This window comes from Amycolatopsis sp. NPDC033938 (assembly GCF_055575975.1).
In genome coordinates this window covers 18,624-37,458 of record NZ_JBVIRO010000035.1, presented here as the reverse complement: position 1 = coordinate 37,458, position 18,835 = coordinate 18,624, and the positions used below count along the sequence as shown (strand labels likewise).

The 18,835-nt window shown below is 67.7% G+C and carries 19 protein-coding genes; 6 read left to right on the top strand and 13 right to left on the bottom strand.

Annotated elements, in window-relative coordinates:
* Positions 1-234: 234 nt before the first annotated feature.
* The 5 genes from ACZ5ZX_RS41120 to ACZ5ZX_RS41100 all read right to left on the bottom strand — a co-directional run bounded on the left by ACZ5ZX_RS41120 (position 235) and on the right by ACZ5ZX_RS41100 (position 4,373).
* Positions 235-621: a RidA family protein gene (locus tag ACZ5ZX_RS41120; protein ID WP_465507425.1), complete on the bottom strand. Its 387-nt coding sequence runs from the start codon at positions 619-621 to the stop codon at positions 235-237.
* A 111-nt stretch (positions 622-732) separates the two neighbouring features.
* Entirely contained in the window at positions 733-1,926 is a 1,194-nt protein-coding gene (locus ACZ5ZX_RS41115; RefSeq protein ID WP_465507424.1) for an argininosuccinate synthase, read from the bottom strand.
* 21 nt (positions 1,927-1,947) lie between these two features.
* Positions 1,948-2,535, bottom strand: a complete 588-nt coding sequence (locus ACZ5ZX_RS41110; protein WP_465507423.1) for a formyltransferase family protein — start codon at positions 2,533-2,535, stop codon at positions 1,948-1,950.
* 90 nt (positions 2,536-2,625) lie between these two features.
* On the bottom strand, positions 2,626-3,594 hold the full coding sequence (gene yedA, locus ACZ5ZX_RS41105; protein ID WP_465507422.1) for a drug/metabolite exporter YedA: 969 nt from the start codon (positions 3,592-3,594) through the stop codon (positions 2,626-2,628).
* A gap of 35 nt (positions 3,595-3,629) precedes the next feature.
* Entirely contained in the window at positions 3,630-4,373 is a 744-nt protein-coding gene (locus ACZ5ZX_RS41100) for a 2OG-Fe dioxygenase family protein (RefSeq protein ID WP_465507421.1), read from the bottom strand.
* Positions 4,374-5,013: 640 nt separating this feature from the next.
* Between ACZ5ZX_RS41100 and ACZ5ZX_RS41095 the strand changes: the two genes are divergently transcribed.
* Positions 5,014-5,466 (top strand): GNAT family N-acetyltransferase, encoded by a 453-nt coding sequence (locus ACZ5ZX_RS41095; RefSeq protein WP_465507420.1) that lies wholly within the window; start codon positions 5,014-5,016, stop codon positions 5,464-5,466.
* On the opposite strand, the gene ACZ5ZX_RS41090 is transcribed toward ACZ5ZX_RS41095, so the two are convergent.
* Positions 5,456-6,706 (bottom strand): MFS transporter, encoded by a 1,251-nt coding sequence (locus ACZ5ZX_RS41090; protein ID WP_465507419.1) that lies wholly within the window; start codon positions 6,704-6,706, stop codon positions 5,456-5,458. The genes ACZ5ZX_RS41095 and ACZ5ZX_RS41090 overlap by 11 nt on opposite strands.
* A 279-nt stretch (positions 6,707-6,985) precedes the next feature.
* Between ACZ5ZX_RS41090 and ACZ5ZX_RS41085 the strand changes: the two genes are divergently transcribed.
* The 3 genes from ACZ5ZX_RS41085 to ACZ5ZX_RS41075 are packed head-to-tail and all read left to right on the top strand — an operon-like array spanning position 6,986 to position 10,075.
* Positions 6,986-9,247 carry a HelD family protein gene (locus tag ACZ5ZX_RS41085; RefSeq protein ID WP_465507418.1) on the top strand — a complete coding sequence of 754 codons (2,262 nt, stop codon included), beginning with the start codon at positions 6,986-6,988 and terminating at the stop codon, positions 9,245-9,247.
* 10 nt (positions 9,248-9,257) lie between these two features.
* Positions 9,258-9,830, top strand: coding sequence for an FKBP-type peptidyl-prolyl cis-trans isomerase (locus ACZ5ZX_RS41080; RefSeq protein ID WP_465507417.1), 573 nt, complete (start codon positions 9,258-9,260; stop codon positions 9,828-9,830).
* Entirely contained in the window at positions 9,830-10,075 is a 246-nt protein-coding gene (locus ACZ5ZX_RS41075; RefSeq protein ID WP_465507416.1) for a cold-shock protein, read from the top strand. Before ACZ5ZX_RS41080 ends, ACZ5ZX_RS41075 begins: the two co-directional genes overlap by 1 nt.
* A gap of 246 nt (positions 10,076-10,321) precedes the next feature.
* Here the strand turns inward: ACZ5ZX_RS41075 and ACZ5ZX_RS41070 are convergent, their stop codons facing one another.
* Both ACZ5ZX_RS41070 and ACZ5ZX_RS41065 read right to left on the bottom strand, forming a co-directional pair.
* Positions 10,322-10,855, bottom strand: a complete 534-nt coding sequence (locus ACZ5ZX_RS41070) for a GNAT family N-acetyltransferase (RefSeq protein ID WP_465507415.1) — start codon at positions 10,853-10,855, stop codon at positions 10,322-10,324.
* Positions 10,852-11,823 (bottom strand): quinone oxidoreductase family protein, encoded by a 972-nt coding sequence (locus ACZ5ZX_RS41065; RefSeq protein WP_465507414.1) that lies wholly within the window; start codon positions 11,821-11,823, stop codon positions 10,852-10,854. Before ACZ5ZX_RS41065 ends, ACZ5ZX_RS41070 begins: the two co-directional genes overlap by 4 nt.
* A 95-nt stretch (positions 11,824-11,918) precedes the next feature.
* Between ACZ5ZX_RS41065 and ACZ5ZX_RS41060 the strand changes: the two genes are divergently transcribed.
* Complete coding sequence (locus tag ACZ5ZX_RS41060) at positions 11,919-12,227, top strand: hypothetical protein (protein ID WP_465507413.1); 309 nt, start codon at positions 11,919-11,921, stop codon at positions 12,225-12,227.
* Complete coding sequence (locus ACZ5ZX_RS41055) at positions 12,224-13,090, top strand: ATP-grasp domain-containing protein (RefSeq protein WP_465507412.1); 867 nt, start codon at positions 12,224-12,226, stop codon at positions 13,088-13,090. The genes ACZ5ZX_RS41060 and ACZ5ZX_RS41055 overlap by 4 nt, the downstream gene beginning before the upstream one ends.
* An 82-nt stretch (positions 13,091-13,172) precedes the next feature.
* On the opposite strand, the gene ACZ5ZX_RS41050 is transcribed toward ACZ5ZX_RS41055, so the two are convergent.
* From ACZ5ZX_RS41050 to mptB, 5 genes are all read right to left on the bottom strand, one after another.
* A complete protein-coding gene (locus tag ACZ5ZX_RS41050; protein WP_465507411.1) occupies positions 13,173-14,120 on the bottom strand; it encodes an acyl-CoA desaturase in 948 nt (315 codons plus the stop codon).
* Between the two features lie 114 nt (positions 14,121-14,234).
* Positions 14,235-15,203 carry a COX15/CtaA family protein gene (locus ACZ5ZX_RS41045; RefSeq protein ID WP_465507410.1) on the bottom strand — a complete coding sequence of 323 codons (969 nt, stop codon included), beginning with the start codon at positions 15,201-15,203 and terminating at the stop codon, positions 14,235-14,237.
* A gap of 65 nt (positions 15,204-15,268) precedes the next feature.
* Positions 15,269-16,069 (bottom strand): ABC transporter permease, encoded by an 801-nt coding sequence (locus tag ACZ5ZX_RS41040; RefSeq protein WP_465507409.1) that lies wholly within the window; start codon positions 16,067-16,069, stop codon positions 15,269-15,271.
* On the bottom strand, positions 16,066-16,992 hold the full coding sequence (locus tag ACZ5ZX_RS41035; RefSeq protein ID WP_465507408.1) for an ABC transporter ATP-binding protein: 927 nt from the start codon (positions 16,990-16,992) through the stop codon (positions 16,066-16,068). Before ACZ5ZX_RS41035 ends, ACZ5ZX_RS41040 begins: the two co-directional genes overlap by 4 nt.
* A 19-nt stretch (positions 16,993-17,011) precedes the next feature.
* Positions 17,012-18,598: a polyprenol phosphomannose-dependent alpha 1,6 mannosyltransferase MptB gene (gene mptB / locus ACZ5ZX_RS41030; protein ID WP_465507426.1), complete on the bottom strand. Its 1,587-nt coding sequence runs from the start codon at positions 18,596-18,598 to the stop codon at positions 17,012-17,014.
* Positions 18,599-18,835: the final 237 nt, after the last annotated feature.

The following is an 18,835-nucleotide window of genomic DNA, read 5'->3' as shown; positions in this document are numbered from 1 at the left end:
TGATGGCCCCCTTCCTTGCGCCTAGGTACAGGACGGGGTCCTTCATGTACTTGGGGAGCGCGTGAAGGCCCCCTTCCCTCGGCTCAGCCGAGGGAAGGGGGCCTTCACGCGCAGCCGTTGTGGCTGGTGGTGCTGTCGAGGCTCGCGATGGCCTTCCGTGCCGGGTGAGGGGAACTTTGAGGGACTCTGAGTCCCTCAAGGAGACCTTCACGGCCCGGACACGCCACTCACGGGTCAACCGGCGGCGATGATCTCCAGCTCCACCATCCAGTCGCTGGTCAGCGTTTGAGCCACGATCGCGGTGGTCGGCACGACACGACCGTTCAGGGCCTTCACCCGGGCGTCCGCGTTGGCCTCCGCGTACGAAGGATCACGCAGATAGCTCGTGATGCGCACGATGTTGTCCACGGTCATGTCCGCGGCGGCGAGAATGGCGCGGAGATTGGACCAGATCAGGTCCAGCTGGTCGGCCAGGGTCGCACCGGGAACGCCCTGCTCATCGAGCCCCATCGTGCCCGCGACGAAAAGCAGCCGCTCGGCCTGACGCACCTCCATGGCGTGCACGTAATCCGCGGTGGCGGGATAGACGCCGTTGGTCGGGCTGTGTTGGACGGTCAGCATCGGGGCGAACTCCTCGGACGGTGCCAATGTGGGATACGGCACCCAGAATCGAGGACTCAGCGGCGCGGGTATCGCTCCCACGCCGCCGAGTAACCCGAAGGAGTCACGCGCTCAGCGGCTCGCGCCGCGCAATCCCGAGACCCGGCCCGGCATGGACCAGATGTACGAGAAACCGGTTCCCGCCGTGTGATCGAACGCGACCTCGGACTCGTAGGACGCGAAGTCCAGGTGGTACAGCGAGTACTCCGATTGCCGAGAGACGACCGTCGCCGATCCCTTGTAGAGCTTGACGGTCACCTCGCCCGTCACGCGTTCGCGCACGTCGTCGAAGAAGGAGTCGAGCGAGACCCGCAGCGCCGAGAACCACTTGGCGTCGTACACCAGCTCCGCGTACTTCTTCGAGAGCAGCGCCTTGTATTGGAACAGGTCCCGCTCGAGCACCAGGTTTTCCAGTTCACGGTGTGCTTCGTAGAGGACCGCCGCCGCCGGGGCCTCGTACACGCCGCGCACCTTGATGCCGACCAGACGGTTCTCCATGATGTCGATGCGGCCGATGCCGTGGGTGCCCGCCAGCTCGTTGAGGCGTTCGACGAGGGAGACCGCGTCGTACCGCACGTCGTCGATGGTGACCGGTGTGCCGTTTTCGAACCCGATGCGCACCAGCTGCGGTTCATCCGGCGCCGACTCCGCCGACCGCGTGATGGTGTAGACCTCTTCCGGTGGTGCCAGCGAGATGTCGTCGAGCGGACCGCATTCCACACTGGTTCCCCAGATGTTGGTGTCGCGGCTGTACGGGCTGGTTTTGAACGACGGCACCGAAAGGTCGTGCTCTTCCGCGAACGCGATCTGCCTCGCCCTGGTGATGAGATCCCACTCCATCACCGGCGCGATGACCTTCAGTTCCGGATTCAGCGACACGATGCCCGAGTAGAAGCGGATCTGGTCGTTGCCCTTGCCCGTCGCGCCGTGTGCCACCGCCTGGGCGCCCTCCTCGGCGGCGATCTCGACCAAACGCTTGGCGATGAGCGGCCTGCTCAGCGATGCCGCCATGTGATAGCGCGTCTCGAACACCGCGTCGGCGCGCAGGGCGCGGAACGCGTACTCCTCCAGGAAGGGCTGGCGGAGGTCTTCGACGTGTACCGCCGTCGCGCCATTGGCCTTCGCGCGCGCTTCGACGTCGCCAAGATCCTCCACCTGGCCGATGTTCGCGCAGAATGCCACGACCTCGGCGTCGTACGTGCGCTGCAGCCACGCCAGTGCGAGTGATGTGTCGAGTCCACCCGAGTAGGCCAGCACGATCTTCATCTGATACTCACTCCTTCGTGGCTAAGCTCTGGACAGCGAGGCGTCGAGGGAGGCGACTCGCCCGGTGCGCAAGAACTCGTCGAGCATCTTCCGGGTGTACAGGCGATCGCCCCATTCCTCGTCGGAGTGCGGCAGGGGGGAGCCGGTCCGGATGAGGTCGACCATTTCGTAGAACAGCAGCAACAGGTACGCGGCCGCTCGTTCGGTCAGGCCCTGTGGCGTCTCGCCAGGGGTGATCGGGAATCGCCTGACCTGGATGATCTGGCCCGCGTCGATCTTGGTCACGATGTGGTGGCAGGTCACGCCGAATTCCGGGCATCCGTCGGCGAGTGCGAAATAGTAGCCGCCGACCCCGCGATAGCGTGGGGGTGAAGGGTGAAAGTTGACCGAACTTCTTCTCGTTCTCGACAGTAGTTCCGGAGTGAGCACGAGGTCGGCCTTGAAGCAGAAGACATGGTCGCCGGACCAGGTGTCCACGATTTCGGGTTTGGCATCGCCATGATCCCAGAGCAGGACGTCGGTCTGCTCGAATACGTCTTTGAGGTAATTGGCCGCCAATTTGCTCCAGCGGGAAGTGTCACCGATGAATAGAACGCTCTCCTTGATCATTTTCCCCCAGCCTTAATGTGGTTGGTTTTTTGTGTTCGCGGAGAAATCCGCCCCAATTTCGGATTGGGGCGGATTTCTCGGCCTGTCAGGTTAAGATGTCTTCTCGGGGGACTCGACCTCGGTTGCCTGCTTTTCCGCGGTTTCCTCGGTCTTCGTCTTGACGGCACGGCCCTTGAAGATGAAGGCGACCCCGCAGACCACCGCGGCCACGGACAGCACGGTCAGCAGGTTGATCTCCTCGTTCAGGAACCACCAGCCGAGCATCACGGCCACCGCGGGGGTCACCAGCGTGTAACTGGTCGCCAGCGCCGTCCGGACCTTGTGCAGCAAGTACATGTAGGCGCTGTAGGCGCCGAGCGAACCTGCCACGACCAAGTACGCCCACGCCCAGAGGGCACCGGCGTCGGGCGCGGACGTGAACGACTCGCCGAAGACGAAGAACCCGATCACGGCGGTGATCGCGCCGCCGGCCAGCATCTCGGCCGCGTACGCCATCGGGCCTTGCGGCAGCTCGACGTGCTGGCTCATCACCGAACCGATCGACCAGAACAGGGAGGCGGCCACGATGATGATCGCGCCCTTGGACGCGCCGGAAATGCCGCCTTCGAGGTTCAGCAGGATCACGCCGACGAATCCGCAGAGGATACCGATCACCTCATACTGGTTCGGCCACCGGCGGGTGAAGGCACCGGCGAGCAAAGCCGTCCAGATGGGCACTGTCGCGATACCGACGGAAGCGAGACCACTCGTGATCGTCTGCTGGGCGATCGCGATGCTGCCCACGCAGCCGCACTGCATCAAGCCGCCGATGACCAAGCAGTTGAGCCACTGCTTGCCGGTGGGCAACTTGTATCCGCGGATCAGCAGGAAGGCGAACAGGATGAGCCCGGCGATCAGGAACCGCGCTCCGGTCATGAGGAACGGCGGCATGGTGGCCAGTGTCAGGTCGATCGCCAGATAGGTCGAGCCCCATACGATGTAGACGACGACCAGTGCCCCGATCACCACTGGTGTCAGGGACGACTGCTGCTTGGTACCGCTGCTCAATGTTCCACTCATTCTACTAGTGCTTCGGCACCCCTGGTCGGGAACCGTCAGAGTTCGTCACGCAACTCCGGAACACGGCGATAGCCGAGGATGAGGATGTCTCGCACGGCGGCTCGGCTCATATCGGCCGGTTTGATCGGCGTGACGGCGTGCAGGACGTCCCGATCCGCCCAGAACATCGTGTCCATCCTCGATTCCAAGGCGAACTCGGTGATCTGCTCGCGGTCGTTGTCGTAGATCTTGGACAGCCCGCCGGTGACATTCGTCTTGGACATCAGATGGATCGCACCGAAGTCGATCTCGTCGCGGTGAATGCCTTCGGGCGTCGGTTCACCCACCTCCTCCGGCCTGGCGATGATCCGGAACTGGTGACATGCCACTTCCCACGCGTCGTGCGCGTACTCGTCCTTCGCGGGAAACTGGGCGTAGTTGAATTCGATGAGGGCGTTCATGAGAGGGTTCTTCACGGAGGTCTCCGTCACCGGATCGACCACGCGCTGGATACCGCCGGCGTAGGAGTTCGCCATCTCCGACTGGAAATAAGGACGGTGGGCGAGCAAGCGGATACTGCGCTCGGCCGGGATATAGCAGAAGCGGCCATAGCGGCGCTCACGGAAGCGGCCACCGTTCTTCAGATAGTTGTCCGCGCCGAGATTGTCCCATTCTGCGGCCAGCGTCGCCTCGTGCCTCCGCACCGCGGGATCCAGCGGCAGATCCTCGGCTCGGACGAGGGAATAGCCTTGTTCGCGCAGGTCGCCTTTGATGTCGACCGCCTCGAGTTCATTCAGCACACGTACCCCCAGTTCGGCCGGCGATGACGGCCGAATTTTCGATCGTTGCGGAATAGTCTTCGGTCATACGAGGATCCAGCAGGCCGGCTGCGCCGCTGGTATGAGTTAGACTGCTCCGAGCGTCTCGCGAATAGCTCCAAATATCACGACCCCAGTGATTTGGCGACGCTCGGAAGCGTGTCAAGCCTGCGGATGATTATGGCAGAGCGTGAGGTGGTCCGGCAAGCAGTTCGCGGCCGTTCTCGGCCGCGGGTCGGAAGTGTCGAATTTCGGAGCCGTCACCCCGGAAAACTGATGTAAGTGCAGTCCGCGACGTGTTCTGCAAAGATTCCGATGGTCGGCGGGATTTTGGTAGGCGCGGCATGGCCGGTGTTGCTCGTGAACGAAAACCGGGCTTTTATCGAGATTTTCTTTCGTGGTGAGATATTCTGTCGGATCTGTTCTTCGCATCAGGGTAAGGCGTGGAAAAGGCCGTGGCGCATACCGGTCAGCCGAACGAAAAGAACGCCACCATCGCCGGAATACTTCAGGCGGAAGACCGCGACGGCAGAATTGTCCTGGACAGGTGCGCTCGCGTGTCCTAGCGTGATCGCCCGTGGTTTTCGTCGTGCGTCGAGCAGAAGCCCATGATCTACGATCCATGAAGGATCTCGTCGACCAGTACTCCGGGACTGTCATGCTGGGGAAGGAACTGGCGGCGTTCTACCGTGAGATGCCGGACTTCTTCGTGGTGGACGATGGTGGGGAACTGCTCGCCTGCGGTGCCTTGCACATTCGCTCCGAAGGGCTCGGCGAGATAGGTACCGTGGCCGTCCGGTCCGGTCAGCATGGCCGGGGTATCGGGTCGCTGCTGATCCGGCGGCTGCTCGCGGAGGCCGCCGCGGCGGGGCTGCGGGACGTGTTCGTGTTGACCTTCGAGACCGGGTTCTTCGCTCGTCACGGCTTCCGGGTGCTCGCCGAGGAGCCGCAGCCGGTGTCGGTGGGCTGCGGCCGGATGGGGCTTCTCGCCGTGGATGACGCGTCGTTGTTCCTGGATTTGGGTAAGGCCAAGGTCAACACGCTCGGCAACACGAGGATGATGCTCACGCTTTGACGACGCCGGATCCGTTCGGGACCTTGCCGCGACGTCGCAGAATCAGCACGACCCAGCCCGCCCCCGCACAGGCCAGCGACAACGAAAGCCATGGCAGCGCGGGGAGTCCGGCTTGCTCGGCCACGTCCACCAGCAGCCCGGACAGAGCGGTCCCGGCCGCACCTCCGACGCCGGAAGCGGTGCCGGCCACGCCGATGGCGGTTCCGCTGAGGCCGCTCCGGACGTAGGAGACCGCCAGATCGGTCGACACGGGGAAGGCGACCGCGCAACCCACGGACAGGACGACGGTCGACGAAAGCATCGGGACCATGGTCAGCAAAAGGGAGGGAATCGCCGCCGGGGTCAGGCTGCCGACCGGCGCGGCGGAGGTCTGCCATGTCGCACTGAGTGCCGGCACGACGAAGGACAACGCGCACAGCATGAGGCCGATGGACAGTGTCCTCACCGCCCCGAAACGCGTTACGCAGAAGCGCGTGAGCGGCACGCTGCAGGTCAGGCCGATCACCGTGTTGATGACGAATACCAGGCTGATCGCGGCGGCGGAGCCGGTCACCCGTTCGACTTCGAGCGGGATCAGGAGATAGAGCTGGTTGAAGGCGACGTACAGACCTGAGGCGGCGATGGTGTAGACCACGAAACCCGGTGTGGAGAGCACTTCTCGCCAGTCGCGCAGCACGGACTGCCGCGCCGGTTCGGGTGGTTGCGGCGGGAGGAGCAACGCCTGTCCGACGGTCATGAGGGCGAACACCGCCGCCGCCACGACCGCTACGGCGGAGAAGTCGACCAGAAGCAGCGCGCTGCCGAGCAAGGGACCGAGGAGGGCGCCCGCGTTGTGAGCAGCGCTGTAGAGCGCGTACGCGGTCAGCCGCCGCTCCTCCTCGACGGCCCGGGTGAGGTAGGTGCGGGCGGCGGGGCCGAACAGGGCGCCGGCGAGTCCGGTCAGCACCGACGCCACCAGTACCGCCGGAAGGCTCTCCACGAAGGCGAACATGCCGAACCCCACCGTGCGGAGCGCGCAGCCGAGGAGAATGAGCCCACGTGGTCCGAGCCGGTCGGCCGCGGACCCGCTGACCAACGTCATTCCTTGCTGGCTCAGGGATCGGACGGCGATGACGAGACCGACCGCGGCGACGGTGAGCCCGAGGTCGCCAAGGTGTGCCGCGAGGTGCGGGATGATGAGGTAGAACCCGAGATTCACACCGAAGTTGTTGATCAACAACAAGCGAACGGGCAGGCTCATGGAAAGAAATGTGCGCGTCGTCCGCACGTCAATCGACGTCGCTCGGCCGCATACCTGACCCCCAGGTGACATGGCGCACTGACCGACCCTGAGCCGTGCGCGAGGGCACAGTAGCAGCCCGTCACCTTGGCGACAATGTTCACCCGGGGAGTGCGACGTCGTCACGTCGGATCGGGTGTTGGTGGTCAGCGCGGCGGAGCGGCCGGGCGGGAATGCGAGAATGGCCGGCGTCGTTGTACGTCGATCGCCCCTGTACCACCTCTCGAAAGCAGGCCGCATTTGTCCGTGTCCCCGGACCGGGATCTCGATGCGACGGACACCGACGTCGCACTCGAACAGGAGTACGTCACCACCCTGTACCGCAAGCTCGACGCCGAACGCGTCGACGCCCAGCGCAGGCTCGACCAGACGCTGCGCCAGACCGGCGGCACTCCGCAGGCACGCACCGAACGCGATGTCGCGACGACGCTGTACACCGACAGGCTGTCCCAGCTGAGCTCCGTCGAACAGGGCCTGTGCTTCGGCCGCCTCGACTTCCTCCCCGAGCACGCGGAGGAGACCACCTACATCGGGCGGCTCGGGCTGTTCGACGAGGACGACGACTACCGTCCGCTGCTCGTCGACTGGCGCGCGCCGGTCGCGCGGCCCTTCTATCTCGCCACCGCCGCCTCACCCGAAGGTGTCCGACGGCGGCGGCACATCCGGTCGCTGAGCCGGAAGGTCGTCGGCGTCGACGACGAGATCCTCGATCTCTCCGCCGCCGACCAGGGCCAGGACCTCGGCCTCGCGGGGGAGGCGGCACTGCTGGCCGCGCTCGAACGCCGCCGCACCGGTGAGATGAGCGACATCGTCGCCACCATCCAGGCCGAGCAGGACCGCATCATCCGCGCGTCACCGAACGGCGTCCTGGTGGTACAGGGCGGACCGGGCACCGGAAAGACCGCGGTCGCGCTGCACCGCGCGGCGTACCTGCTCTACACGCACCGGCAGCAGCTCACCACCCGCGGCGTGCTCGTGGTCGGGCCGAACAGCACCTTCCTCCGCTACATCGGGCAGGTTCTGCCGTCGCTCGGCGAGACCGGGGTGCTGCTGGCCACCATCGGGCAGCTGTACCCGGGCCTCGACGCCGTCGGCCAGGTCACCCGCGAGGCCGCCGAGGTCAAGGGCCGCGCGGTGATGGCCGACGTGCTCGCCAACGCCGTCCGTGACCGTCAGCGGGTGCCGGAGCCGGTGCTGGAGATCGAGTTCGAGCGCGAGATCCTCATGCTCGACCGCAAGACCTGCACCGAGGCGCGGACACGGGCCCGCCGGTCACGCCGTCCGCACAACCTCGCGCGGCGGATCTTCGTCTCCGACGTCCTCGACGCGCTGACCCGGCAGGCCGCCCGCAAACTGGGGGAGGACCTGCTCGACGCGCGCGACGTCCAGGACATCCGCGCCGAGGTCGCCGCCGACAAGAACGTGGCCGCCGCGCTCGACGGACTCTGGCCGACGCTCACCCCCGAAATCGTGCTCGACGAGCTCTTCGCCGACCCTGATCGGTTGCGCAGCGCGGCCGGGAAAGCCTTGTCGGACACCGATCGTGAGCACCTCTACAGCCCGACGGACGCGCAGTGGAGCCCGGCAGACGTCCCGCTGCTCGACGAACTCGCCGAGCTGCTTGGCGAGGACGACACCGACGCCAGGGCCGAGCGCGTCCGCCGCGAGCGGGAAGACCGCGCGTACGCGGAAGGTGTGCTCGACATCCTCGAACAGGACGAGGAGATCATCGACGAGGAACTGCTGCGGGTGAGCGACGTCCTCGACGCCGAGCTGTTCGCCGAACGCCAGCAGCGCCGCAGCGAGATGACCGCGGCACAGCGGGCCGCGCAGGACCGGACCTGGACCTTCGGGCACGTGATCGTCGACGAGGCGCAGGAATTGACCGCGATGGACTGGCGGCTGCTGATGCGCAGGTCGCCGAACCGGTCGATGACGCTCGTCGGTGACGTCGCGCAGACCGGCGCTTCCGGCGGCGCGCGGTCCTGGGGCGAGGTGCTCTCGCCCTACGTCGCCGACCGCTGGCGGCTCGAAGAGCTGACCGTGAACTACCGGACCCCGGCCGAGATCATGGCCGTCGCGGCGCGAGTGCTCGCCGACGTCAATCCGGAGCTCGAAGCGCCGGTTTCGGTGCGGGAGACGGGTTTCGAGCCCTGGCTGCGCTCGGTGGCACCGGACGGCCTCGCCGCCGGACTGCCGGGGATCGTGGCGGCCGAACTGTCCGCTGTGGACGGTGGGACGGTCGCCGTGCTGTGCCCGGCTTCCCGGGTCGCTCCTGTCTCGGAGACCCTCGGTGAGGCGGGGGACCGGGTGTCGGTGATGGCGGTGGACCGGGCGAAGGGCCTCGAGTTCGACTCCGTGGTGCTGATCGCGCCGGACGAGGTCGTCGCCGAGTCGCCGCGCGGGCTCAACGATCTCTATGTGGCCCTGACCAGGGCGACCCGTCGGATGGGCGTAGTGCAGACCGGTGACCTTGTTCCGGCGCTGGAGGGTCTTGGTTAAGGTCGGCCGCATGCGCACATTCGGCAAGATCGTGGTCATCGGCGCGGGCGTCCTCGCCCTGGCGGCCTGTGGCGAGAAACAGAACACCGCAGGTTCCGTACAGTCGTCCTCCGGCGCGGCCCCCGCGTCGGCGCCGTCTTCGGCTCCGGCCGCCCCGAAGGGCAAGGAATGCACGGCGGAGGACGTCAAGACCACCGGGAAGTTCGGGGAGGCGCCGACCATCACCATCCCGGACGACTGCGATCCGCCGAAGAAGCTCATCACCAAGGACCTCGAACCCGGCACCGGCGAGGGCGCCAAGGCGGGCGCGAACCTGAAGATGAACTATTCGCTGGTCACCTGGTCCAACAAGCAGAAGCTGGACAGCTCCTTCGACCGGGGGGAGCCGTTCGGCCTGACCCTCGGCGCCGGTGACGTCATCAAGGGCTGGGACCAGGGCCTGGAAGGGATCAAGCAGGGCGCGCGGCGGCTGCTGATCATCCCGCCGGACCTCGCCTACGGCCAGGGAGGACGCGGCATCGCGCCGAACGAGACCCTCGTCTTCGTCACCGACGCGGTGAGCGTCCCCACCGACAAGGGCTGATGGGGACTTCGGACGGACGGGTCCACCACGGACGGGTCCGTACGTGGCTGGTGGACGACGGATGGGGGGTCGTCGAGTCGGCGGATTTCGCCGACCCCATCTGGGTCCACTACTCGATGCTGGAAGGTTTCGGGCCCGGTGAATTCCGGAAGCTCGACGTGGGTGACGAGGTCGAACTGACCGTCGAGCACGCGGAACAGGACGAGTTCCGGCTGCGAGCGGTCCGGGTGCGCTCTCTGCGCTGAAGGTCCGTGAAGGCCTCCTTCCCTACTCTGAAGGTAGTGAAGGAGGCCTTCACGGACTTTGGCCTACGCCTGACCTGGACGAGGGTGGTTCCGCGGGCATCGTCGCCCGGTCTCACCTCTTGATCAACGGAAGATTCCGGACGCTCAACGGCCGGAATCTTCCCCACCCGGATCGCACCGGCAACCCGCACAAGCTCCACCCCAGTGGGTAAGCAAAGGCGAGCCCCTCAAGGAGGCCTTCACGGACTAGGACCCGGCGTACTCCCAGGTGAGCAGGGTGCGCTCCAGCCCCTTCTCGACCTTGGTCTCCGGTGGAACGTCGGCCAGGACATAGCCGACCCGGCGCGCGACGGCTTCGCTCGCCGCGTTCTTCGCGTCGATCTTCAGCCGGAGTGGTCCGAGGCCGAGCTTCAGCGCATAAGCGGTGAGCACCCGCAGGGACCGCGCCGCGAGATCCTGCCCTCGATGGGCCGGTCCGACCGCGTAGCCGAGCTCGGCGTGTCCCTCTTCGTGCAGGAACAGCACCACCTCGCCGAGCGGCTCGTCGCCGTCGGTCGTAATGGCGAGCCGCCGCCCCGAGCCCTCCGTCCGGCGGGTGACGGCCTTCTCGTAGTGGCCCTTCGCCGCCACCTCGTCGAACGGCGAGGGCAACGGCGTGAAGCGCGCGACGGCGGGATTGTCGAACAGGCCGGGCATGAACGCGATGTCGTCCTCGGTCCAGTCCCGCAGGACGAGCCCTTCGCCGGTCAGCCGGACCTCTTCCGGCCAGCGTGTGCTCACGGGATCAGCAGAAGCTTGCCGGTGGTGCGCCTTCCCTGGAGGTCTTCGTGCGCCTGGCGGGCGTCGGCCAGCGGGTAGCGGCCGCCGATCCGGATGTTCAGCGAGCCGTCCTGGACGGCGGCGAAGAGTTCGTTCACCCGCCACTCCAATTCCTCGCGGGTGAGTACGTAGTGCGCGGAGGTCGGCCGGGTGAGGTACACCGAGCCGCTGCGGTTGAGCAGCTGCGGGTCGATCGGCGGCACCGGGCCGCTGGCCGCGCCGTAGAGGGCGAGCAGGCCGCGGATCTTCAGGCTCGCCAGGCTGCCGTCCACAGTGGACTTGCCGACGCCGTCGTAGACCACCGCGACCCCCTTGCCGTCGGTGAGTTCGCGGACCGCCTTGGCGAAATCGACCTGGTCGTAGCGGATGACGTCGTCCGCGCCCGCCTGTTTGGCGAGTTCGGCCTTCTCGTCGGTGGACACGGTGCCGATCACCCGCGCGCCGCGTGCCTTGGCCAGCTGCACCAGCAGCAGGCCCATCCCGCCCGCGGCGGCGTGGATCAGGACGTCGTCACCGGCCTTGACCTCGTAGGTCGAGGCGATCAGCGCGTGCGCGGTGACACCCTGGAGCATCGTCGCGGCGGCGGTCTCCTCGGTCACGCCGTCCGGGATCTTCACCGCGATCGAGGCGGGGACCAGACGGCGCTGCGCGTAGCTGCCGAGCGAGCCTTGCCAGGCGACGGGGTCGCCAATGGCGAAACCGGTCACCTCCGGACCGATCGCGGCCACCGTGCCGGCGCCCTCCATACCGAGGATGAACGGCGTGTCGACGGGGTAGATGCCCTCGCGGTGATACGTGTCGATGTAGTTGACGCCCGCCGCGGCGACGTCCACGAGCAGTTCACCGGCTCCGGGCTCACCGACCTCGACTTCGGAGAGTTCAAGGACTTCGGGACCACCGGTTCGCCGGATCTGCACTGCCGTGGGCATACATCCTCCTTGTTCAAGGTCTTTCCGACCGGCACAACTATGGCCGACGCCACGGTTATTCCGCGCCACGGGCATTTCGCGGTTAAGCTCTGGCCGTGGCTGAGACCGAAGAGAAGACCGAGACCGCCGCCCCCACGTCGCGCCAGGTCGCGGCCGCCCGCGACTTCGTGAAGCGGCATGGGAAGCCGTCGCGCGCGGTGGTGGAGAACATCGGCCGGATCGGTGCCCGGGTCGTGCTCGTGGGTGCCGACGGCGCGCTCGGCGACGTCGTCGTCGCCTCCACGGAGGCCGGCGAGGCGCTGGTCGAGGCCGTCGAAGACCTCGAGCCCGCCGAGTGGGACAGCGAGACCGTGAAGGCCACCAAGATCGGCGCCGAGCACCGCCGCCGGATGGCGGGGAAGTGAGCGGTTCCGCGATCCTCGTCGCCTGTTCGGCGCTGCCGGAAAGCGACGGTGACGAGCACGCCGTTCCCGAGGCGCTGGCCGACCTCGGCTTCAAGAGCCGCTGGGCCGCCTGGGACGACACGACCGTCGACTTCGGCGCCGCGGACATCGTCGTGCTGCGCGCCACCTGGGACTACGCCGAGCGCCGCGACGAGTTCCTGTCCTGGGCCGAATCCGTGCCAGCGTTGGCCAATTCGGCCGAAGTCGTGCGCTGGAACAGCGACAAGTCCTATCTGGCCGAACTCGGCGACGCCGGGGTCGCGGTCGTGCCGACGACGCTGATCGCGCCGGGAGACGACGCCCCGCGCTGGCCAAAAGGTGAGTTCGTAGTGAAGCCCGCGATCGGCGTCGGATCGCGGAACGTCGGGAAATTCGCGTCCGGCGAGGACGCCGCGTCGCATCTGCGGCGGCTCCACGCCGAGGGGCACACCGCGGTGGTGCAGCCGTACCAGTCCAGTGTGGACACCGAAGGCGAACTCGCGCTGGTGTTCTTGGGCGGTGTGTACTCGCACGCGTTCTCGAAGGCCGCGATGCTGGGCAGGGAACTCGACGAATCCGGTTTGTACGTCACGGAAAAGCTCGCCCCCGCGCAGCCGTCCGCGTCGTTCCGCGCGCTGGCCGAAGACGTTTTGGACGCGACAGCGGCGTTGCTGGGGATCCTGCGCGCGGAGCTGCTCTACGCCCGCGTCGACCTCGTCACCGGACGGGATGGCAGGCCGCTGCTGCTGGAACTGGAGCTCGTCGAGCCTTCGCTCGGTTTCCGGCAGACCGACGCTTCCGCAGCCTGGCGTTTCGCCTCCGCTGTCCGGCAGCAACTCGCCTGACCCGCCTCCCGCGATGCTATGAAAGGTCCTTTCCTTGCAAATTTTGCAAGGAAAGGACCTTTCATAGCACGCTAGGAGAGCGTCAGGCGGGCTTCACGCGCTTCGCGGCCAACCGCTCAGGCTTCGGCCACCGCACGTCCCGCGCCCAGCCGAACTTCTCGAACAGCCAGATCACCCGTGCCGACACGTCGAGCTGTCCACGCAGGACACCGTGCCGCGCGCACGTCGGGTCGGCGTGGTGGGAGTTGTGCCACGATTCGCCCATGGACAGGATCGCCAGCGGCCAGAAGTTCGCCGCCTTGTCGCGGCTGGCGAAGGGGCGCTCGCCGATCAGGTGACAGATCGAGTTCACCGACCAGCTGACGTGGTGCAGGAACGCGATGCGGACCAGCCCGGCCCAGAAGAACCCGGTCACCACACCCCACCACGACCAGCTGATCAGCCCGCCGAGTACCGCGGGCAGCGCCAGGCTGAGCGTGATCCACAGCCAGAAGTAGCGGTTCACCACGCGAAGGTCCTTGTCGGCCACCAGGTCCGGCGCGAAACGCTCGTAGTTGGTCACCTCGCGGCTGAACATCCAGCCCATGTGCGCATGCCAGAAACCGCGCAGCAGCGCCGTGGGCGACGTCCCGAACAGCCAGGGGGAGTGCGGGTCGCCTTCGCGGTCGGCGAAGGCGTGGTGCCGGCGGTGACTGGCCACCCAGAAGATGACCGATCCCTGCACCGCGAAGCCACCGGCGATGGCCAGCGCGACCCGCAGCGGTCGTCCGGCCTTGAACGCGCCGTGGGTGAAGTAGCGGTGGTAGCCGACGGTCACGCCGAGCGTCCCGAAGGTGTAGAAAACGGCCGCCAGCACGAGATCCACCCAGGTCATGCCCCAGCCCCACACGATCGGCACGGCGGCGAGCAGCGCGACGAACGGGACCAGCAGGAAGGTCTTGAGTATCAGCATCTCCCCGGAGCCCCGCCGGTGGGAGATCAGGGGTTTGGACGGACTGGCCGGTGCGTCCGGCTCGGTGCTGGCGGTCATACGACACCTCGTGCCTCGACTCGGTGGTGACCCCCGTGCGGGGTACCGAACGCAGCGTAAGGGCAGTGTCTGGCGAGCACCCCGCCCGGGGGTTACGTCCGGTTTGCCGGTGGGTCAGTTCGAGGTGGCGAGTTCCCGGTCAGCGGCCTGCGAAACCGGCACGGAACCACGATCGCGTGATACGCACCACAGCGCGGCGGTCGAGATGATCACCAGCGCGGAGCCGAGGACGTGGAGTGAGACCAGCGCCTCCGGCACACCCAGGGCGTACTGCACCGAGCCGAGGACGCCTTGGGCGAGCGCGACCACCCACACGATCGTGTAGCGCCGCCACACCTGCTTCGGTGTTCCGCCGCGCATCAGCAGGAGGCCGAAGACGGCGAGGACGATCAGGTAGACCACCAGCAGCCCGCCGTGGATCTGGGTGAGCGTCTCGATCGGGGCCTGGAGGCGGTGGGTGCCGGGATCCCCGCCGTGCGGGCCGGCGCCGGTCACGGTGGTGCCCGCGGCCAGAACGGCCCACATCGACGCGGCGAGCACGATCAGCGTCTTGCGGCCCGCGTCCGGGATCAGCCAGCGGGCGGGCTCGTCGCCCTCGTTGAACGCGCGAAGCAGCAGCACCGCGAGCCAGACCAGGGGAGTGGAGGCCAGGAAGTGCAGTGCGACGGTCCACCATTCGAGTTTCGCGAGCACGGTGATCCCGCCGACGACGGCCTGCAGCACCACACCCGCGGGCATCGTCCAGGCCAGCTTCACCAGCCGACGGCGGCTCGGGTGCTCGATCTGCACGCGCCACGCGGTGATCACGCACAACGCGGCGACGAGAATGACGACGCCGGTCAGCATCCGGTTGCTGAACTCGATCCACTGGTTGAGCGCGTCGAATTCGGGATGCGCCACGGGGACGATGCTGCCTTCGACGCACTGTGGCCAGGTCGGGCAGCCGAGGCCCGAACCCGTGACACGGACGACCGAACCGGTGACCCCGATTCCGGCCTGCGCGATCACCGCCGCGATCGCGACCGCTCGCTGAACCGCGGACGAGGGATACGGCAGACGCGCTACAAGGCTCTGGAACGGCACCGTCCGATGCTAGAACGCCCTTCCTGAGAGCGTTCCACCGGCCGCGTCTCCCTGTGTCGGCCGCCTCAGGTCAGGCGCGTGGTCTTGCTCGCCAGCGCGCCCGCGGCCACACCCCAGCCGGCGAGGACCGCGAACGGGCCCCAGCCGAACGACCCGTCGAGCAGCACCGAGCGAAGCCCTTCGGCGAGCGCGCCCGAGGGCAGCAGTTCGACGAACGTCGCCAGTCCCGACGGCATCGTCGACGGCGCCAGCAGGATGCCGCCCGCGAGCAGCAGCACGAACCAGACGATGTTCGCCAGCGCCAGCACGGCCTCCGCGCGCAGCGCCCCGCCGAGCAGCAGTCCCAGCGCCCCGAACGCGAAGGTGCCGATGATCAGGAACGGGATCGCGCCGAGGATCCCGCCGAGTGACGGTGACCAGCCCAGCAGCGCGGCCACGGCACCGAGGATCACCGCCTGCAGTGCGACCACGACCAGCGCGGCGGCCACCCGGCCGGCGATCAGCAGCCAGCGCGGCAGCGCGGTGGCGGAAAGTCGTTTGAGGACGCCGTACCGGCGGTCGAAGCCGAGCGCGATGGCCTGTCCGGTGAACGCGGACGACATCACCGCGAGCGCGAGGATCCTCGGCGTGATCCAGTCCACTTTGGACGCCGAGCCGAGCTGTGCCGACGGCAGGATGTCCAGCAGGGACAAGCCGATCAGCAGCGCGAGCGGGATGAGCAGGGTCAGCAGGATCTGTTCGCCGTGGCGCAGGGTCAGGCTCGCCTCGACCTTCGCGTGCGTGCGCAGCATCTTGCCGAGCGAACCCCTGCCGGGGGCCGGGGTGAACGTGCCGGCGGCGAACCGCGGCGTCGGCGTCGTGGTCATGCGCGCAGCTCCCGTCCGGTCAGCTCCAGGAAGACCTCTTCCAGCGTGCGCCTGCCGACCTGCAGCTCCTCGGGCATGACGCCCTGTTGCGCGCACCAAGCCGTCACCGTCGACACCACCTGCGGACTTATCGCGCCTTCGACGAGATAGGTCCCCGGCGCGGACTCGCGCACGAGGTGACCTTCGGGCAGGGCCGCGGTCAGCAGGCCGGTGTCGAGCCGCGTACGGGCCTTGAACCGCAGCTGCGCGGCCTCGCCGGAGTCGACGGTCAGCGAACGCGGCGAGCCTTCGACCACGACCTTGCCGTGATCCACGATCACCACGGTGTCGGCCAGCGTTTCGGCCTCTTCCATCAGATGGGTGGTCAGCAGCACGCTGACCCCGTCGGCGCGCAGCGCTTCGAGCAGATCCCAGACCAGGCGACGGGCCTGCGGGTCCATCCCCGCCGTCGGTTCGTCGAGGAAGAGCAGTTCCGGGCGCCCGACGAGCGCGCAGGCCAGGGAGAGCCGCTGCTGCTGCCCACCGGAGAGGCGTTTGAACGGCGTCTTCCGCGCTCCCGCGAGCCCGAGGACGTCCAGCAGCCACGCGGGATCGAGCGGATTCGCGGCGCACGCGGCGACCAGCCCGAGCATCTCGTCGGCGCGGACGCCGGGATAGGCGCCGCCGCCTTGGGGCATCACGCCGATCCGCGGCCGCAGCGCGGATCCGTCCTGCGAAGGATTCAATCCCAGCACGCGGACTTCGCCGTCGTCAGCCCGCAGGAAGCCTTCGCAGATTTCGACGGTGGTGGTCTTGCCGGCCCCGTTCGGGCCGAGCAGCGCGAGCAGTGTGCCACGTTCCATCCGCAGGTCGAGTCCATCGACCGCGGTGGTGGATCCGTAGCGTTTCACCAGCCCGGTGATCTCGACGGCGGGGGCGTTCACGACAGGTCACGATACGGGCTCACGCGGGGACCGAATGCTCCGGGGACGGTCTGGACAGCAGCAGGGGCGAGAGGCGGTGGACGACGAACAGCCCCAGTAGCGTGACGACCCCGGCGGCGGCCCACGCGAACGGCAGGACGAAGCCGCGGCCCTCGAAGGTGCTTCCCGTCGTCGGCAGCAGGAACGGCAGGACGGCGGTGACGATCGTCGCCGCGATGCGGAACCGCGAGGTCCCGGCCGCCGCGGCGAGCGGGATGATCGCCCACAGGAGGTACCAGGGCTGGAGCGCGACGTGCAGCACCATCACCGCGCCCAGCGAGACACCGAGGCCGATGATCGGCCGGTAGCGCCATTTGAAGCTGTCCCAAAGGAACTTGACCGTCACCGCACCCGCGACGAGATAGCCGAGCGTGCCGAGGATCGGCACCATCGCGTTGGTGTGGTTGCCGAGGCCGAGCGCGATGCCGAGCACGCCGCCGAGCGCGGCGAGCTCCGACGTCGGCGAGATCCACGAGCGGACCAGTCCCGGCGTCCCGAGCGCGCCGACCCAGCCGAAGCCGAGGCCGGTGCCGTAGCAGACCGCCACCAGCACCACGCCGAACAACAGGGCCATCGGGATCGCCGCGGCGAGCAGGTCCTTGATCCGGCCGTGCCAGCGTCTGGCCACCATCACCGTGAAGAACGGGAGTGCCAGGATCGCGTTCAGTTTCACCGCGACGCCGAGGGTGATGATCGCCACCCCGAGCGCGATGAACAGCACTTCGCCCTTGGCCAACGGCGGGACGGCGTCGTGCTTGTAGCGCACCGGCATCCGCTGGAGACCGATCTCCAGTCCGGCCACCATGAGCCCGATCGCCAGCGCGTCGTTGTGGGCGCCCGCGACGAAGTGGAAGATCAGCAGCGGGTTCGCCGCGCCGAGCCACAGCGCGGTGGCGGGCTGTACGCCGAACCGCCGGGCCAGCCGGGGCAGCGCCCAGATGATCAGGATGACGCCGATCAGCGCCAGCCCGCGCTGCAACAGCACCCCGGTGACGATGTTGCCGCTGCTCAGCGGGGAGAGCCAGCCGCCGAGGCGCAGCAGCAGCGGACCGTAGGGCGCCGGGGTCTCGCGCCACATGTTGGAGACACCCGAGGTCAGCGGGTCGGAGACGCCGAGCGCCTCGGCCGGGCCGAGGGAGTACGGGTCCATCCCGCGGGCGACTATCTCGCTCTGCGCGAGATAGCTGTAGACGTCGCGGGAGAACAGCGGCGGGATGAACAGCAGTGGCGCGCACCAGAGCGCGATGGTGCGGGCGAGCTGGCCCTGGGTGGCGAGGCGGCGGCGGGCGGGCTGCGCGAAGCGGCCGAGCAGCAACCAGCTGAGCACGATGATCGCCATCCCGGCCAGGCCCATCGCGAGCGAGACCATCGGGATCCGGGTGAACAGCCGCAGGACCGGGATCTCCTGGACCGGGTTGATCACCGGTGCGGCTCCGGCGCCGAGTGAACCGAGGGCGAGGAACAGGGAACCGACCGCGCCGAACCGGCGGACCACGTTCAGGCCGCGCAGTTCCTTGTCGTCGAGCGGCTCGGGCTCGTGCGGGCGCGCCGGGGACAGGGTCGCCACCGATCCCGCCGCTGAAGCTTCCCCGGGCCGTGCCTCGTCCGTGTCCCGCCCCGCCGGGTGCTCGCCCACTGCCACGCACGAAGGGTAGCGATGCCGGGAACAGACTGAACGGGTACGTGGTTACCGAGGGCTGAAAGCGTCCTTCACCGCATGCGACGCGGTGAAGGACGCTTTCGTCTCATCGCATGCGGGGAAAGCGTCCTTCAGCTCCAATGTGACGCGCGCCACTCCGTGAGG

Excerpts from the sequence above, each read along its gene's own strand:
- ACZ5ZX_RS41120 (WP_465507425.1), bottom strand. The coding sequence starts at position 621 with ATGCTGACCGTCCAACACAGCCCGACCAACGGCGTCTATCCCGCCACC.
- ACZ5ZX_RS41115 (WP_465507424.1), bottom strand. The coding sequence starts at position 1,926 with ATGAAGATCGTGCTGGCCTACTCGGGTGGACTCGACACATCACTCGCA.
- ACZ5ZX_RS41110 (WP_465507423.1), bottom strand. The coding sequence starts at position 2,535 with ATGATCAAGGAGAGCGTTCTATTCATCGGTGACACTTCCCGCTGGAGC.
- yedA (WP_465507422.1), bottom strand. The coding sequence starts at position 3,594 with ATGAGTGGAACATTGAGCAGCGGTACCAAGCAGCAGTCGTCCCTGACA.
- ACZ5ZX_RS41095 (WP_465507420.1), top strand. The coding sequence starts at position 5,014 with ATGAAGGATCTCGTCGACCAGTACTCCGGGACTGTCATGCTGGGGAAG.
- ACZ5ZX_RS41090 (WP_465507419.1), bottom strand. The coding sequence starts at position 6,706 with ATGAGCCTGCCCGTTCGCTTGTTGTTGATCAACAACTTCGGTGTGAAT.
- ACZ5ZX_RS41080 (WP_465507417.1), top strand. The coding sequence starts at position 9,258 with ATGCGCACATTCGGCAAGATCGTGGTCATCGGCGCGGGCGTCCTCGCC.
- ACZ5ZX_RS41075 (WP_465507416.1), top strand. The coding sequence starts at position 9,830 with ATGGGGACTTCGGACGGACGGGTCCACCACGGACGGGTCCGTACGTGG.
- ACZ5ZX_RS41065 (WP_465507414.1), bottom strand. The coding sequence starts at position 11,823 with ATGCCCACGGCAGTGCAGATCCGGCGAACCGGTGGTCCCGAAGTCCTT.
- ACZ5ZX_RS41050 (WP_465507411.1), bottom strand. The coding sequence starts at position 14,120 with ATGACCGCCAGCACCGAGCCGGACGCACCGGCCAGTCCGTCCAAACCC.
- ACZ5ZX_RS41040 (WP_465507409.1), bottom strand. The coding sequence starts at position 16,069 with ATGACCACGACGCCGACGCCGCGGTTCGCCGCCGGCACGTTCACCCCG.